Raw genomic sequence first — 15,620 nt, 5'->3', positions numbered from 1 at the left:
CAAAAGGGTCAACAGGTCGAAACCCTAAACCTTTCATGGTCTGGTTGAGATTCAATGGCGTGAGCGCGTTATTCGACGAACCTGCCACTCCTATCACTCTTCTTTCTCGGACATCTGGACAAGGTACGTTGCGTCCGTTTTGACCGTACCGCGAAATGGCACTTACGTGGTGCCAAGTTCGTATCACGATTTGCTATGCTTCGATGGATGAAATGAGTGGGGAGGAATTACTTTGGAATTGAGTCACCAAGCGGGAGTATACATCCAGTACATTGACCGAATCCAGCACATTTTCAGCAACTTCACGACAAACGATGAGGAGTTAACCTTTGCCAGGTCAGTAATGGAGCAAGCCGAAATGATCGAAGTCGCGGTCGAAGAATCAGGTGAAACGCAGGTTACAGTCTCGACTGCACAGGCGATATACCATTTTCACACGTTTCGAACCGACTATATTGGCCACGCTTCTCGAACGTTAGTCGATCTTTTCGAACACTTTGGCGTGTGTCTTCCGATTGAATTTCTTGTCGCGAATCGCGTGATGGCGATTTATCTAACTGGAAACAAGGTTGTTGTAGGAGAAACAGAATATCCTATCGAAGTACGAGACGGTCAATACCAATTGGTAGAACCCGTGCAGTGGATGATTTCTTCTTCAATACTTGACGTCATCGTCCGACTTGCAGACGAGTACCAAATTTCATATGAAGAGGTGGTTGAGAGCGCCATTCGATTGATTAGCGAATCACAACCACCTCAAGATGTGCCCTTGTCTTCGACCTAAAACATCGAATAACAAGAAACGGCTTATGTGTTTGTCGCGTCAAGGTATTCAAATAGGGACATCCAATCTTCCATTTTACCGGCGTCCTGAAGCAGCTCACGTAGAGCGCTTGGGGATAACCGATCTGTTAAGTGATAGGCGATGTGCCGGGCCACAGCTCGGCAACGCCGGTACCAGGTCGATTTCCCCATATGTAACTCCATCGCACATTTCTCTGGACTAAATTGCTTACGAAGCCACAAATCAAAAACAGCCTCCATTTCACCAGTGCCCGCAATTGCGTTTTCAACAATGTTCAATTTATGCGATAGTTCGTTCAACTCTTGCTGTGTTTCTGGTTTCACGGAGCCCCATTTTTTCATCTTAAGATATACAAATTTCTTTCGGATCACGACATATGCAGAAGCAATGCGTTGCCCGAGTTCTAAGCTTTCTGCCGCAGACATCGTCGGTCTCGGCTCAAAATTGGAACCATCCAATCTGAAAAACACGTTGTCCGTAATGGATAGATCAGCATTGGTTTTCGGGCGGTATAACCCTCCGTCCCGATGCGAATAAATCACAATATTCGTTGGTCCTTGTCCAATGATTTCTAGAAGAGCACCAACTTCTTCAGCAAACATTTCCGGCGGAGCCGCTGCAGTCAATTCTCTCTGGTCATTCAAATTGACGACCGTGTATTTGTAATACTCTATCTGCATGATTCCTCACCTCTATCCGCAGGTTGGTTTGTAAGCTTCTTTTCAGCTGTCTGGAAACAGATCATAAAACGCTTTGTATCGCGGATCCTTCGCTGGTTTTTCAGAACGTCTCACCTGTCTTGGGGAAGGTCTCTCAAAAGGAACATATCCTTTGTTGAAGTCGTCTTGCGCCCAAATCCGTTTGGCTGTCTCTGCGCCCCATCGCTGTTTAATAACCTCTGCACAGTACGCGAAGCTGTTAATCCTTTTCGTCGGATACTGGGCAAAAGTAAAGTCAATTCCATCTAGGATGAAGTGAAGGGGAACCTGGTGTGCAAGCAACTCATTCAAAGCTTCGTAATCTCTCTGCTTCGATGTGTATGGGTAATTCACATGATTTCTCATACGAAGCTCTATAGCCTCGTACGGATCAGGAGAAGCTGCCGACTCATCAACGTCTTGTAGAGCACTGGCTACAAAATGCATGGATGCGTCCATAAGTTCGTCATCAGTGCTGTTCAAACCGTCTTCGGACCTAACCGATGTAACAGCTTTATCACTATCAACAATATGATCTGTAGTAATCTCTGGTATTGCTTGCTCATCCGACAACATTCGATCGCTCATTGTAGGCGCTCGATCGCTCTCATTGGGCACTCCATTGCTCATATTGAGCTTCCCATTGCTCAAACTAAGCTTTCCATCGCTCTGACCGAGCATTGCATTGCTCATTTTGAGCATTGCATAGCCATCCAGTGTATATCCAAGTGCAGCTAGCTCCTGACGAACCTTTACAAAGTCAACTCGGTACTGCTTGGTTCGATCCCATTTATGTTCAGGATTGTTCCGGCACAATAAGTATCCTTGTTCAACCAGAGCGTTGAGATATCGATTTATGGATTGCCTCGAAATTCCCATCATCGTTTCTTCCAGCAATTCATCTGCTGTTTTATAAACCCATCCGTTGGTCGGCTTCATGTTTATTTCGGCAGCTTCATGTTCCATACGCTTCTGTTCCTCAGCAATAAATCGGTCAACATCTCGCACACGTTGACTCCAATAAATGAATTGATTCAAAATAATGGCTCTATATAGGTCGCCAGTGAGCCTCACCAACTCTTCCTTGATCACAATCCTTTTTAGCTCATTTGGAATGTTCATGTGAAAACCCCAATTCTGCTCCAAACTCAATCGTTCTTACGATGGGATGTTTTAGAGCATCCCTTCTGATATACCTCGCCTTGATACGAGATCCCTGACCACCAATCGTGCGATTAAATCCTCTGCAGCATCTGGGTGAGGATGAGGAACACGATTGACGCGAATCACCACTTTTTCTGGTCCATTAGACGGTTTCCGTCTCAAACTCATTTACACACACTCCTAAAATTCTAAGTCGCGTATTGCAACATTGATGGTTAAAAAAATTGCATCCATTCGCACCCCACTACTTGGGCGATGCGCTTCGAAACATCCACACTTGGATTTTTAACACCACACTCAATTTCAGATAAATAATTGCGAGAAATCCTAGCCCGCATAGCAATTTGCTGCTGGGACATACGCCGCTGATGACGTAAACGAATTAACCACGTACGTGGTTGTCTATCCATGGCTCTACCTCCTCTATCGCGAAACGCGACATTCATTTTGATAGATAAATCATAGTTGCGATACGAGACTATGGTCAAGTATAATGACGCTATCAGCGACGACTTTTTTCGACACTACTCGTTGCACAAAAAGATTGGAGGTGGAACCTCGGTGACACTTGGCGAAAGATTGACACAGGCCAGGGCTACAAAACAACTCACCACTCAACAAGTCGCAGATGAATTGGGAATTGCTCGTTCAACGTACACAGGTTACGAAACCGAGTATCGGGAACCCGATACGAAGACCTTAATTCGATTAGCGGAGATGTATGAGGTTTCGTTAGATTGGTTATTGACGGGGAAAAGTGGGGATGACCTTCCGGCACTACCACCGGAGGAACGTGAGTTTTTAACATGGGTCAAAAATCATTTAACCGGAACCTTTTTTTATGATTTCAGTAAAAGTCCATCTACCCGAAAAAAAGAGATGATGCGCGGGCTACGACTTATTTATGAACTGGAAAAGGGAAGAAAACCCGGACAGAAACAAGGAGAATGATATAAAGACGATTTACGGGTTTCCCCCTCATTCTAGGAAGGACACCACCATGAAAACAGCAAGAATGGGGACGAATACAAGGGTGTGTACGATTATAGAGAATTATCAACCATCTAAATTGGAATGGAGAATTTTGCACTGCTACAGACGACGTAACATTCAATCACCAAGCGAAATCGACATTGAATCATTTGCAAAGGAAGCAGGTATCTGGGTGCATCATGAGCCGGTCGAAAGTACCCATTTTGCAATGATTGACGACATGTACACGATTATTGTTGATAATCGGCTTCCACATTCACAGCAACGGGTAGAATTAGCTCATGAGTTTGGACACGTATTATTGCATACAGGGGACCAGGAGGTGATGTGCTCGGATGAACGAAAGCGACAAGAACGCCAGGCGAATTATTTTGCCATGTACGCACTAGCACCAACTTATTTGATTGCCCAACACATGGTTGAAGATTGTTCGTGGCAATCCCAAGTGGTTCATCTCGCCGACGCGTTTAATGTTCCCTTACCATTTATGGACGCACGTCTAATGCTGTTGACTCAGGATGTATATGGTCTATCAGCTTGGACAGGGCATTCAGGCGATATGATTCGGGAATGTACAGAAGACTACGATTACTCGTATCGGCACCCGCTTGACGAGACGCTTGAATATGTAATCTACAACGGTGAAATTTTAGGCCTCCGCAAGCGGAAAACTGTTTGGCCCCTATAATCAAATTCATACATGGGGTGATTATCGTGAAAAAGACATTACGTGCAGTCGCTTACCCACGTTATAGCTCAGACAACCAGCGTGAAGAATCCATCGACGCACAAATGCAAGCTATCCAGGAATATTGCGACCGTAAAGGCTACACCCTGGTTGGTAGTTATCCCGATGAAGCACGCAGTGCGACCACAGACAACCGTCCTAACTTCCAACGGATGATTGCTGACAGTGAAAAGGATTTATTTGATGTTGTATTGGTCCACAAACTGGACCGCTTTGCGCGAGATAGATACGACAGTGCTTATTACAAGCGACAACTCAGGAAAAACGGTGTGCGGTTAGAAAGCGTCCTAGAGCATCTGGATAATTCGCCCGAATCGATTATTCTCGAATCTGTCCTCGAAGGCATGGCCGAGTATTACAGTAAAAATTTAGCGCGAGAGTCGCGCAAGGGAATGCTGCAAAACGCCTCAAAAGCAATTCATGCTGGTGGGCGACCTCCTTATGGATACAGAATAAATCCAGAGACATTGAAACTCGAAGTAGACGCGCAGGCAGCTAAGGCCGTACTCATCTACTTTCAAGGTGTAGCTGAAGGTCGCTCTACAACCGCAATTGCCGATACGTTAAATGAGCTTGGTTATCGTACACAAACCGGCCGCCGATTTACGCGGAACAGCTTTGACGGTTGGGCAAGAAATAAAAAATACATTGGAATTTACACGTGGGACATTAAGTCCTCAAAAGATGAAGATGGTCGGAGAAACAATCATCGGTATAAGCCAGAAGAGGAGCAAATTCAAGTCCCTGGCGCGGTACCAGCAATTATCCCCGTAGAGCTTTTCGAAAAAGTAAATGAGTTGATGGAAACGCGTAAGTTGAAGCCCGGTCGATTGAAGGCGAAGCAAGTATATCTCCTTGCAGGCAAAATTGTCTGTGGTCAATGCGGGATGTTGTACCGAGGTGAGTCTTATCGAAACTCAAAGAGCAGCCAAGGAACGATTTTGAAATTCTATAAATGTGGAGGCCGGTGCGGAAACACAAACCTCCGTAAATCAACGATTGAAGAATCGATCATTCAAAACCTCGTCGCCAATGTTTTCAGCGAGGACGCGATAAAGAACATTGTTGTCAAAGTGAAAGAATTGTACCAGAAGGAACGAGAAAGCGATGGCCTAGATTTGCAACCCATCCGAAATGAACTTAACGAAATAAACCGCAAGCTTGAAAATTGGGTTGATGCACTTGGAGAGGGCGATGTAGTAAAGGACCTCATCAGTCAACGAATCCGAGAGGCCACAAATCGGAAAAAGGTATTAGAGTCAGAGCTAGAACGAATCAGTATGATGGCAACCACACTCGACATAAATGAAGAGCTCATTCTTGAGGTTTTGACATCAAAGAAAAATGCACTGTTCTCGCTCAATGAAGAAGAGCAAAAACAAGTCGTTCAGGAATTTGTAGATAGGATTGTCATCCTCCCCTCCAAGTCCATCGACGACTTTGAAGCAGAGGTTACGTACAAGTTTTTTGAAGGAAAAAATGGCTCTACAACAGGCAAAAACCCATCTCCGGTCGGAGACAGGTTTTTTAATGGTGGAGGCGAAGGAACACCCACGGTAACCCTACTCGAAGAATTTTCATTTGTGATTTAGTTACGCCTAGCGTTACACAACAGGGTCGGAAACTTTTACTGGAACGAGGATATCCAATGGACCATCAACACATCGGAGATTAAGCGCTGTTGCGAAGAAATCGAGCATTGCTGCTAAGTGCAAGGAGGGGATGTCCCCTCCTTGCGTAATTAAGCAAATAGCCTTCAATTGTTTCCTTGTATCAATACAATCGGTCTACAGCAACCAGATGCTTACTCCATGTGCAGAACCTGAAGGGTTCGTTGAATCAGAGAAGAACAATTCATCGCCTAGTCTCATTTGACGGACGGGAACCGGCTTGCCAACGCTGTCAAATTGAACTTTATTTACACCGGCAAATTTGTATCCTAGCGCATGATGATACACGTTGCAACAAAAGACAAACCGTCCAACCCATATTGTCATCTGTCCCCCTTGTGCCACTACGGACTCCTAGAAGTTTAACCGTTACTTGCTGCAACCCCTTTTCTGGATGACGAGGCGTACAGCAATCTACATAGTATGGATTGCCTGTAATATATCCAACTTTTCCGTTAGGCAACCGAACGTGCATCCAATACCGTGTAGAACTCAATACTGTCAAATGACTTCCTTTACGTACAAGCTTACTCTCGTTCCAGATTCCTAAATGTGGGGGGGCTCTTCAGGTAGGCAGCACGAACCACCGTCGTTTGCGACGAGTTTGTCGGGTTCGGGTACAAAGGACCACCCGTCACAATCGTGATTCACCCCAAGTCCGTATGGACGCCTTTAGTTCCCCCGTGCTCACCATTGTGAGGTTCGGCAGTAGTTAGCGTAATACTAGAAACATACATACGAATTTCAATACTTTGATATGTTGTGTTGTTGAGTGCAATAATGATCACTTCCTACGAAGTGAAGATCAAGCAACCGGATATTTGAAATCAGCAGTCGACATTTCGTTTTCACCGTTGAGCCCAACCAATGATGTTCCCACCGACGATAAGAACAAGGCTTGGATATGCAAGGACTGGTGACTTTACGAATATATTAAGCACTATCAATAGAATACCGACGCCAACAATGGTTCGCGTTAATCTTGTCGCACGCCATATTCCGAGGATCAGCAGAATCACAGAAAGAATCAAAATAGGTAACGAGTAATGCATAACAGACTTCACCCAAGCAGGGTGTGCACTCATTCCAGTTAAAGCCGTTACCCCAATGGAACCAAGAAGGGACATGATCAGAGACACCAGCAGAGCACAACAACTGAAAACGGCCCCAAAAGATCCAAGTATAGAGAAAACACGCCTCCCACCAGATGTTTTTTTGTTGCTATCCGCCATAGATACCCCTCCTATTTTAGGTGAACATATTTTAGCTGGAGAACTAACTCGACGTGTGCACGAAATCTTTCTGTCCTCTCGACGTTTATATGGGGTCCGAAGATTACGCGTGTACTTCGCGAAGAAGGCATTCGAGTCGGACAAAAGACGGTTGCTCAAGTCATGCGCGAGATTGGCTTGAGAAGTCGTACAGTCCGCAAGTATAAAGCGACTACGAATTCGAAGCACTCCCACCCCGTACACGATAATATCCTCAACCAAACGTTCCAAGCGAATCGGCCGAATCAGGTATGGATGGCGGATATCACCTATTGCTGGACAAACGAAGGTTGGCTGTACGTTGCAAGTATCATGGATCTTTATACACGCAAAATCGTCGGTTGGAAAGCTGACTCACGAATGACGAAGGACCTAGTTATCGAAGCACTAGAACAGGCGTATCATCGCGAAAAGCCAGCTAAAGGCGTATTACATCACTCGGACCGGGGTAGTCAGTATGCATCAAAGGAATATCAGGAGAAGCTGAAGCAGTACAAAATGATTGGTAGCATGAGTCGAAAAGGCTGCTGTTACGATAATGCTTGTATTGAATCATTCCACAGCGTGATTAAGCGAGAACTCATTCACTTAGAGAACTTCAAAACGCGGCTCGGGCAAAGCGACAGATATGGGAGTACATAGAATGGTGGTACAATCGTCGGCGCATTCACTCATCCATTGACTACAAAACGCCGGTTCAGTTCCAGACATTGTATGAGCGTCGTCTAAGCGAAACCGCAGCTTAATCATGGCGATAGGAATGGGTGACACGAATATTCAGATAGTCTCTGTTTGGTGTGTCCACCCTCTTGACCTAATACCAACCTTCCCTCTCCAGCTAAGTGTTGGTAAGTCTATTAACCTGCACAGCACGAAAGCTTTGACACATCCTTATCGAACGTCAGCGTCGCCAACTTCAGTCCTTCCGCCATCGTGAGATATGGAGCCAGCGTTGATCGCAGGTCTTCTATGGTTAGTCCAAACTTCACTGCGAGTACAGCCGAGTAAATAACATCTCCTGCATTCTCGGCAACGACATGAGCACCGAGAATCTTCCGGGTCTTCGCATCTGCCACCAGTTTGAAGACGCCCGTTGTTTCTCGATTCACAAGTGCCCGTGGTACGGCATCCAGCGGAAGCACAGAGGTCAGAACCTCATACCCCTCCGTTTTCGCCTGCTCTTCCGTTAATCCGACGGTTGCAATGGCTGGGCTCGTGAATGTCACACCAGGTACCACGCTCAAGTCAACTTTCGTCTCGCTTCCATTCACCGCGTTCTCAGCAACAATGGCACCCTCATACGCCGCCACATAGACAAATTGTGGTCCCATAGTCACATCACCCGCCGCATAGATCCGGTGATTGCTCGTGCGTAAATACTTGTTGACGACAACCTCACCACGGTCTCCAACCGTCACCTTTGCAGCATCAAGATTCAGCGTCTCCGTATTCGGTTTACGGCCTGTTGCGACGAGCAGTGCTTCTGCTTCGACAATCCGTTCCTCGCCGTCCACAGTAACATACAGTTTCTTGATGTTCCCATCCTGTTCCACCCGGTTGAATGTCGCACCAGTGATGATGTCTATCCCTTGATCCGTCATCGCTTTCGTAATAGCTTCTGACACTTCGGGATCGTACGACTTCAAGACACGAGCGATCCGTTGCATCAAGATGACTTCAGAACCGAGATTGTGAAACATTTGCCCCAGTTCCATGGCGATATATCCCGATCCGATGACGGCCAAGCGCTTCGGCAGCTCTTTTACTTCAAGAGCGGTGGTGCTAACCAGGTAATCGACTTCATTTAGGCCGGGAATATTCGGCACGGCTGCTGAAGCGCCTGTTGAAATCAGGAAGTTCCGAGCCTTGATTCGACTACCGTTCACTTCTACCGTGCCTTCATCGACAAAGTGGGCTTCCCCTCGAATCAGTTCAAAGCCATATTCGTCAATCAGGTCCACGTATTTATGTTGACGGAGATCCCCCACCAGTTCATCCTTTCGCTCAATCAGCTTAGCTACGTCGACCGGCCCGACACTTGTATTCAACCCTTCAAACGGATTGTTGGCTGCCAGGTGATTGATTTCACCAGCCCGGAGCATGGTTTTCGATGGAACGCAGCCAATGTTCACGCACGTGCCGCCGACGGTTCCACGTTCTACCATAGCTACTTTCGCCCCGTACCTGACCGCTTGAATGGCTGCGGAGAACGCCGCCCCACCGGAACCGATGATTAACAAGTCGAAATCGTAGCTACCACCGTCGTCGATAGGCGCTACCGACAGCCGATCACTCAGTATTGTGGCATCACCAGGCTTGTACCCCGTGTCAGTAACCGCTTGCTTCGCGTCTTCCAGCCGGTTCAGGTCAGCCAGTTCAAACGTCGCCTCGTTCCTGCGGAAATTGGCGGAAATATTCTCGGCACCTACGTTCTGTAAAGCGTGGATGACATGTCTTTCACAGTCATCGCAAGTCATTCCATCCACAACCAATCGGACGTGCTTCATTGATTCCGACATATCGACACCCCAATTCATCAATTAAAACCCAGCGTACAAGCGAACATACGGCAGCCAGTAAACAATTAAATACAAGCCCGTGCCGAGCGTAATGACTCCACTCAGCTTGCCCATCCACCTGGCACTTTTGCGCACCCATCCAGAAACAAGGTTCTGCGAAATCGTCGATCCTAATGAAATCACTGTGACAACAAACCCCATTCCAAGGGCATACAGCACAAAATCGACAAGCCCCGCGAATGCCCCTTGTGTATGAAACGACGACAACACGAGAACGGAGAACAGTGGCAATGTGCAACCAAGAGACCCTAGCGCATACGCAATCCCGTAAAGGAAAATCGACCGGTTCGTTCCTGGCTGTCCCCGCCAGATACCCCCGATATGAAATGCAATTCCATTTTTCCCAAACAGCATGAGGACACCCACAACCAAAAACACCACACCAAGAATCACCGCAATCCACGCGGACATTTTGCCGAGTGCTGCTGAAAACGCAAAGGAAATGACCCCGGCAAGCAGAAAGATGACAAGAAAACCGGCAGTCATCAACAGTCCAGCCAACAACCCGCCCCAGATTCGACGTTCCCGACCGGCCAACAGATTCAAAATATACGATGGTAGCATCGCAACACCACACGGGTTAAACGCCGCCATGATCCCTGCCCCAAGCACGACAAGAGTACCTGCGGTCATGCGAGCACCTTCTGTAAGGTCGATACGGAAGGTGCTACTTCATCAAGAATCACTTTGTCGTGGTATAAGACCACCACTGTATCCAATTCGCTGACGTTAAATTGCTTCACCAATAATTGGTTCGTATCCATCACATACGGCCACGACGCCTTGGTTGCTTTCTTGAAAGATTGAATCGTACTCAAACTATCGTTTTGGGGATCCACGTCTACGGAAACAATTTGGACACCGGGCGTATGAGCAAACTTCGTCAACCCGATCTCCGTCCCTACGCAAGTCCCGCAAGACGAAACCATAAAATGTAGTATCGTTTTCTGATTTGGATTCACTGTAATCGTCTTGCCAGACACCGAGGTGAGTGTCATCCCCGAAAGTTCCGATACACCCGACGTGTTTGATTTCTTACTCACCGATGTCCCGTGTCCCGTACTTGCTGTACTCGTACTCGTCGCAACCGTTTGGGCGGCAGCAGGATGTCCCAATGTCCTTACGACAAAGAATCCTCCCCCAAGAACAACCAATAACAAGGCGATTAAACCGATCCGTTTCAATGCTGCACCTCCGTTACATTCTTGTACAACAGCGAATGTGCTCAGCGTTATCGGCGACAATCTCCTTTGCCAATTGGAGGATTGTTCTCACTCGCTCGTCTATGATTCGGTACAGCACATACTTGCCGTCCTGCCTTGAGGCCACGTATCCACACCACTTCAAACAGGCAAGCTGATTCGATACCTGACTTTGGGAAGCGCCAATTGCCTCAACCAGTTGGCCAACACTCATTTCCTTATCAAGCAAGACCTTAATAATCTTGAACCTCGTTGGATTCGAGAGACCATGAAAGAACTTAGCATATATCTCCGTCTGCACGTCATCAGCCGTCTCTATCGACTCAACTCTTTCCATCGCATTCATCTCCTTGCAGGATGGAAACCTCGTTTTTAAGACCTTATTTCTCCTTTGCAGGGATCGAGCAACATGATCCTCCTTTGCCGGATTTCCGTTTACGCCTAGACATGACAAACATAACGATGCCCATGGCCAAAATCATGCCGCCCAGTAGCCAGTACTGGTGTCCAACCAGGAATGCCCCGGCCGCTGTGAACCCAATGGCTGCGAGCAAAATTGGGAGACCACAGCAAACGAACATAATAGCAGGAAGTCCCCACAAAGCAACCTTGCTGACGTTCCTATTCCGGTTTTGCTGATTGTTGTCCATCTGAATTTTCACCTCTTTACATATTGTAATGTTTTAATATGTTGATAGTCAAGATGAAACTTATTGCCTGAGAATAAACTTCGCGCTGACCTCAGTCTGTTATCTTAGGTGCATGCACGAACCAATATGATAGCCAAACAAACCATAGAGTCGAATGCTCTCCGCACCGACCAACCCTCGGATTAAACACTCACGAGTAGCGCAGCGCTAAGCCCCATCGACACCGATCCCCCGTCCCACAGCGCCCACGCCATATATGCCATACAAAGACCGGATGACGCCAAGATTAGCACCTCCAGCCCCCGGGGTGAACTGGGAGTATTCCGTGTATGCTTGGCACTTGCGACACAATCGTAAACAAGGCACTCAAAGATGTAAGGACATTACAAACACGTGCCTTCCATCTCCGACTGGCGTTCTCAATCCGATTGGTGAGGTGAACTTCTCTATGGTACCGAATTGGTTGCAAATCCTTGCGTACGCTTGGCTAACTCTCTCATCGATTTCGTTCGTGATTGTACTGATCGATGTTCCAAGGCAAAACCTCTCCATGAGCATCATGAAAGCTGTTTGGCCACTGACAACACTCTACATGGGACCCATCGGATTGTATGCGTATAGGACTTGGGTGCGAACGCCCACCTTACACTCTGCACATCCCGACCATCAGGGTGGGCATGTGGACATGCATCATATGATGGATCACAGTCCCGTCCGTTTTGGGAAAGCGTGTTCATCTCCTCACCCATTGCGGTGCAGGTTGCGCATTCGGAGACATAATTGGCGAGGCGCTTCTTTCCATGTCGCCCTTTGTAATCGCTGGATCGAACCTATTGACGTCATACGTTGTGGATTTCGTACTGGCTTACGTCATCGGAATCGCATTTCAATACTTTTCAATCGTTCCCATGCAAGGACTTTCACCGGCTGAAGGAATCAAGGCAGCGTTACAAGCTGATACCGTCTCGTTGATTACGTTTGAAATCGGTATGTTTTCTTGGATGGGCATCACAAGGTGGCTAATTTTGATGACGCCTGCACAGCCTGTCTACTGGTTCATGATGCAAATCGCAATGATGGTCGGCTTTGCCGCCACTTATCCGGCAAATTGGGTCTTGGTTCGGCGGGGTGTCAAGCATGTCCGACTGCGCCAGCCTCAAATGCGGTTCGTGTACCTCAGGTCGAGGGTTTGCCGCCAGCTTCCTTCAGATTCCATCTCACGATGGACACTCTTGCTCTTGGCTAACGGTAGGTTTGTCGCCAACCCCCGTTCGGGACTTACACCCTAAAGATTCCGCCCATGCCGGGCGTACTACCATGACAAAAGGACCAGTTTGACTGGCCCTTTTTCTCAATCGATTGACTTTGGATCAGCTCCCATTGACGACGCCCCACATCCGCATTTGATGCCATGGGTGTTGCGGATCAATCCGTTGGGATACAATCCAGTTCGCTGCATGGGCTCTCTGGGCAGGTGTGATCTGAACATTAAGTGCGCCACACAGATGATCCACCATCGCTCCAGCGCCATCTGGCGTTGCAAGGTCATAGCGACTATAAGAACGGAGAATGCGATGGGTACGCCGCCAATACATTGGATTGGCGATTCTACCACGGAACGTATTCAGAAGCCTCGGATCCAGCATCTGTTTCACCTCCCTTCACGGCAAGGAGAGATTCAACAGAACGGTAATGACTCAACGCCATAATCGGCCAGACCTTCGGATAAATGTGATATCGAATGTGGAGTGCGCCTGGAAAGGCGGATCCGGTCGGAACGTCTTCACGCCACGCTCCGTTGTCAGCTTGCGCCAAAAGCCAGTCAGCTGCTTTTCGACAAGCACGCTGTAGACGGCGCTGCTCACGATGGCTTTCTTCCATTTGATATAAATGTAAAAGTGCATCTAGCCCCCATGCTGTTTGCGTAGGCAACCCTTTGTTAAGCGGTACAAATCGGCCCTGAAGATCACTTTGACAGGACTCACCGAAGCTCCCGTCGACCCGTTGCACACCGAGCAGCCATTCCTTTGCCTTTCGCATCGTCTCGTCGCCGCTTGAGACCTCTGCGGCCGTCAATGCCTTGATGGCACACCAAGTCCCGTAGATGTAGGTCGTTCCCCATCGGCCAAACCACGAACCATCCGGTTCTTGATGTTTGCGAAGCCATCGGATCGCGCGATTTATCTTGCTGTCATCAAGCGGCAGCACTTGATGGTGAATCAGGAATTCCACGACTCTTGCCGTAATGTCTGGTGTGGAAGGATCGTACATAGCACGTCGCATGTCGTTGGCCGGAATCCATTCTAACCACCGTTTGTTGCAATCCTTCTCGAATGCCGACCAACCGCCGTCTTTGTTCTGCATTCCCATCAACCAATGAACACCCTTTTGCCAAACCTGTTCGTGTTCCAGACGAAAAGGGAATAGGACTTCTAGGCAGGCCACGGTGTCATCGATGTCCGGATGGGTTGTGTTGTTGCTTGAGAACGCCCAGCCGCCCGGAGGACTCGAATTCTTAATGACCCATTCACCGACGGTGCGATGTTGTTTCGACACCAAGTATCGAATGGCTTTGCGAACTGCCGACGGCTGCGGCATCATACGACTTGCCTGTAATGCCTTCACAGACAGTGCCGTGTTCCAAACATGCGCATCGCAGGTTTGCTGATGCGCATACCCCGTTTCAGGATCCACAAACAATGATTTGCGCATCGCATGAAGCAACGCTTGAATTTCCGGATGATTTTTCTCATATCCGAGAGCACGCAGTGCGAAAATGATCAGAAAGGTAGAAGAATGATAGCCAGCTGCTGTGCCGTCCTCTTCACGTTTTTCAAGCATCCACTTCAAACAGCGAAAGAGTCGATGCAACATGTTTGAAGTGGGTCGCCGTCCGAAGCACCCCCGGCTTAGGAAGCGAAGGTTACGTTGTTGTGCCTCAGGCACCAGTTCCCTGAGAATCGGTGCCTCATTGCTGTGTTCAACATATTCAAATGTGGATAGCGCCAACATAGGCGGGATGTGCAACCGGGTAAACGTCACAATGTCCCAGATGGATAAAGGAGACCAGTCTGAGAATAAGAGTAAATAGAGTCTTGGCGACGGCAGCCAAGACCATGGGATTTCGTCACCAATTGCCAACAATATTTTTGTCAGGTTGCGGCAGCGTTTTAATCCGCCATTCCGCAGAATAAAATGCTTCGCAAGGCTTTTCTTTTCAGTGTGATTGTCCCACCGTCCATATAATTGCAACGCATAATAACACTCTACACTCGTGGATAGATCCCCTTCGTCGCCAGGATATACGCCCCACGCTCCGTTCTCTCGCTGGTTGGACAGAATACGCTCAAGCAGCGGATCGGTCCATTCCGTGTCATTCACACCCAATAGGTGCAGATAAACCACAGTCTGGGCATCCGGCATAACCCCTGTGTCAAAACATTCTGCCCAAAATCCACCCTTGTCTTGGCTTTCCATCAACCTTTGTACGGCCTTGTGAATGGTGTGTTCTAGGGCATCTTTTTCTAATCGAGTCTCTGTCGAAAAACCCTGCATGCCCCTCCCCCTCACGTCAGAAGATGCTTATAGCATGCAAAAGTGTATTCTGGGACAAAGGGGCAACTTGTCGGCGTTTGCCCGACATCCAATTTTATGGACCCATCGTGGCAGCATCGTTGTAAACCACGCAACGGAAATGGGGCTTAAGGGTAGGAGGGAAAAACACATTCGTGGTTATACGCATGCAGAAGTAGTGAGGGCGTGAACTCTAAGTTGCCCGATAGTCTATCAAGTTTATGGCAAGAGGCATGGACATACCCCTCCATGCCAATCACCGCTAAT

At 47.8% G+C, this 15,620-nt stretch carries 17 protein-coding genes, 2 pseudogenes and 1 riboswitch; of the genes and pseudogenes, 7 read left to right on the top strand and 12 right to left on the bottom strand.

Annotated elements, in window-relative coordinates; all coding sequences use genetic code 11:
- Positions 1 to 232: 232 nt before the first annotated feature.
- On the top strand, positions 233 to 784 hold the full coding sequence (locus tag AN477_RS02100) for a hypothetical protein (RefSeq protein WP_054967512.1): 552 nt from the start codon (positions 233 to 235) through the stop codon (positions 782 to 784).
- Positions 785 to 807: 23 nt separating this feature from the next.
- Here the strand turns inward: AN477_RS02100 and AN477_RS02095 are convergent, their stop codons facing one another.
- From AN477_RS02095 to AN477_RS02085, 4 genes are read right to left on the bottom strand one after another with little or no spacing between them, the layout of a single operon-like run.
- Positions 808 to 1,485 (bottom strand): hypothetical protein, encoded by a 678-nt coding sequence (locus AN477_RS02095; protein WP_054967511.1) that lies wholly within the window; start codon positions 1,483 to 1,485, stop codon positions 808 to 810.
- A 42-nt stretch (positions 1,486 to 1,527) separates the two neighbouring features.
- Positions 1,528 to 2,625, bottom strand: a complete 1,098-nt coding sequence (locus tag AN477_RS02090; protein ID WP_054967510.1) for a MarR family transcriptional regulator — start codon at positions 2,623 to 2,625, stop codon at positions 1,528 to 1,530.
- A 51-nt stretch (positions 2,626 to 2,676) separates the two neighbouring features.
- Positions 2,677 to 2,835, bottom strand: coding sequence for a hypothetical protein (locus tag AN477_RS24175; RefSeq protein WP_157061770.1), 159 nt, complete (start codon positions 2,833 to 2,835; stop codon positions 2,677 to 2,679).
- Positions 2,836 to 2,882: 47 nt separating this feature from the next.
- The gene (locus AN477_RS02085; RefSeq protein ID WP_054967509.1) at positions 2,883 to 3,077 is read right to left on the bottom strand and encodes a helix-turn-helix transcriptional regulator; all 195 of its coding nucleotides are present in this window, start codon (positions 3,075 to 3,077) and stop codon (positions 2,883 to 2,885) included.
- Positions 3,078 to 3,228: 151 nt separating this feature from the next.
- Between AN477_RS02085 and AN477_RS02080 the strand changes: the two genes are divergently transcribed.
- From AN477_RS02080 to AN477_RS02070, 3 genes are read left to right on the top strand one after another with little or no spacing between them, the layout of a single operon-like run.
- On the top strand, positions 3,229 to 3,618 hold the full coding sequence (locus AN477_RS02080) for a helix-turn-helix domain-containing protein (RefSeq protein ID WP_054967508.1): 390 nt from the start codon (positions 3,229 to 3,231) through the stop codon (positions 3,616 to 3,618).
- A 49-nt stretch (positions 3,619 to 3,667) separates the two neighbouring features.
- A complete protein-coding gene (locus AN477_RS02075; RefSeq protein ID WP_054967507.1) occupies positions 3,668 to 4,348 on the top strand; it encodes an ImmA/IrrE family metallo-endopeptidase in 681 nt (226 codons plus the stop codon).
- A gap of 26 nt (positions 4,349 to 4,374) precedes the next feature.
- Positions 4,375 to 6,000, top strand: a complete 1,626-nt coding sequence (locus AN477_RS02070; protein WP_054967506.1) for a recombinase family protein — start codon at positions 4,375 to 4,377, stop codon at positions 5,998 to 6,000.
- A 657-nt stretch (positions 6,001 to 6,657) separates the two neighbouring features.
- A riboswitch (cyclic di-AMP (ydaO/yuaA leader) is annotated at positions 6,658 to 6,796 on the bottom strand.
- A 130-nt stretch (positions 6,797 to 6,926) separates the two neighbouring features.
- On the opposite strand, the gene AN477_RS02060 is transcribed toward AN477_RS02070, so the two are convergent.
- The gene (locus tag AN477_RS02060; RefSeq protein ID WP_054967504.1) at positions 6,927 to 7,310 is read right to left on the bottom strand and encodes a hypothetical protein; all 384 of its coding nucleotides are present in this window, start codon (positions 7,308 to 7,310) and stop codon (positions 6,927 to 6,929) included.
- 87 nt (positions 7,311 to 7,397) lie between these two features.
- Here AN477_RS02060 and AN477_RS25795 point away from each other — a divergent pair.
- Both AN477_RS25795 and AN477_RS25360 read left to right on the top strand, forming a co-directional pair.
- Positions 7,398 to 7,463 (top strand): annotated as a pseudogene (locus tag AN477_RS25795) (hypothetical protein); the annotation flags it as partial.
- Positions 7,440 to 8,095 (top strand): annotated as a pseudogene (locus AN477_RS25360) (IS3 family transposase). The pseudogenes AN477_RS25795 and AN477_RS25360, both read left to right, overlap by 24 nt.
- A 111-nt stretch (positions 8,096 to 8,206) precedes the next feature.
- On the opposite strand, the gene merA reads toward AN477_RS25360, so the two are convergent.
- From merA to AN477_RS02030, 5 genes are read right to left on the bottom strand one after another with little or no spacing between them, the layout of a single operon-like run.
- Complete coding sequence (merA, locus tag AN477_RS02050; RefSeq protein WP_054967544.1) at positions 8,207 to 9,856, bottom strand: mercury(II) reductase; 1,650 nt, start codon at positions 9,854 to 9,856, stop codon at positions 8,207 to 8,209.
- 33 nt (positions 9,857 to 9,889) lie between these two features.
- A complete protein-coding gene (locus tag AN477_RS02045) occupies positions 9,890 to 10,561 on the bottom strand; it encodes a cytochrome c biogenesis CcdA family protein (protein WP_054967503.1) in 672 nt (223 codons plus the stop codon).
- The gene (locus tag AN477_RS02040) at positions 10,558 to 11,112 is read right to left on the bottom strand and encodes a TlpA family protein disulfide reductase (protein WP_054967502.1); all 555 of its coding nucleotides are present in this window, start codon (positions 11,110 to 11,112) and stop codon (positions 10,558 to 10,560) included. Before AN477_RS02040 ends, AN477_RS02045 begins: the two co-directional genes overlap by 4 nt.
- Positions 11,113 to 11,125: 13 nt before the next feature.
- Complete coding sequence (locus tag AN477_RS02035) at positions 11,126 to 11,467, bottom strand: ArsR/SmtB family transcription factor (protein ID WP_157061768.1); 342 nt, start codon at positions 11,465 to 11,467, stop codon at positions 11,126 to 11,128.
- A 43-nt stretch (positions 11,468 to 11,510) separates the two neighbouring features.
- Positions 11,511 to 11,780, bottom strand: coding sequence for a hypothetical protein (locus AN477_RS02030; protein ID WP_054967500.1), 270 nt, complete (start codon positions 11,778 to 11,780; stop codon positions 11,511 to 11,513).
- A 719-nt stretch (positions 11,781 to 12,499) separates the two neighbouring features.
- Between AN477_RS02030 and AN477_RS02025 the strand changes: the two genes are divergently transcribed.
- Positions 12,500 to 13,069 (top strand): DUF4396 domain-containing protein, encoded by a 570-nt coding sequence (locus AN477_RS02025; RefSeq protein ID WP_169787833.1) that lies wholly within the window; start codon positions 12,500 to 12,502, stop codon positions 13,067 to 13,069.
- Between the two features lie 81 nt (positions 13,070 to 13,150).
- Here the strand turns inward: AN477_RS02025 and AN477_RS02020 are convergent, their stop codons facing one another.
- Both AN477_RS02020 and AN477_RS02015 read right to left on the bottom strand, forming a co-directional pair.
- Positions 13,151 to 13,426 carry a hypothetical protein gene (locus tag AN477_RS02020; protein WP_054967498.1) on the bottom strand — a complete coding sequence of 92 codons (276 nt, stop codon included), beginning with the start codon at positions 13,424 to 13,426 and terminating at the stop codon, positions 13,151 to 13,153.
- Positions 13,389 to 15,335 carry a prenyltransferase/squalene oxidase repeat-containing protein gene (locus AN477_RS02015; RefSeq protein WP_054967497.1) on the bottom strand — a complete coding sequence of 649 codons (1,947 nt, stop codon included), beginning with the start codon at positions 15,333 to 15,335 and terminating at the stop codon, positions 13,389 to 13,391. Before AN477_RS02015 ends, AN477_RS02020 begins: the two co-directional genes overlap by 38 nt.
- Between the last annotated feature and the right edge of the window lie 285 nt (positions 15,336 to 15,620).

It is taken from the genome of Paenalicyclobacillus ferrooxydans (assembly GCF_001399675.1).
Taxonomy (GTDB): Bacteria; Bacillota; Bacilli; order Alicyclobacillales; family Alicyclobacillaceae; genus Alicyclobacillus_B; species Alicyclobacillus_B ferrooxydans.
This window is presented reverse-complemented; position numbering and strand designations above follow the sequence as displayed.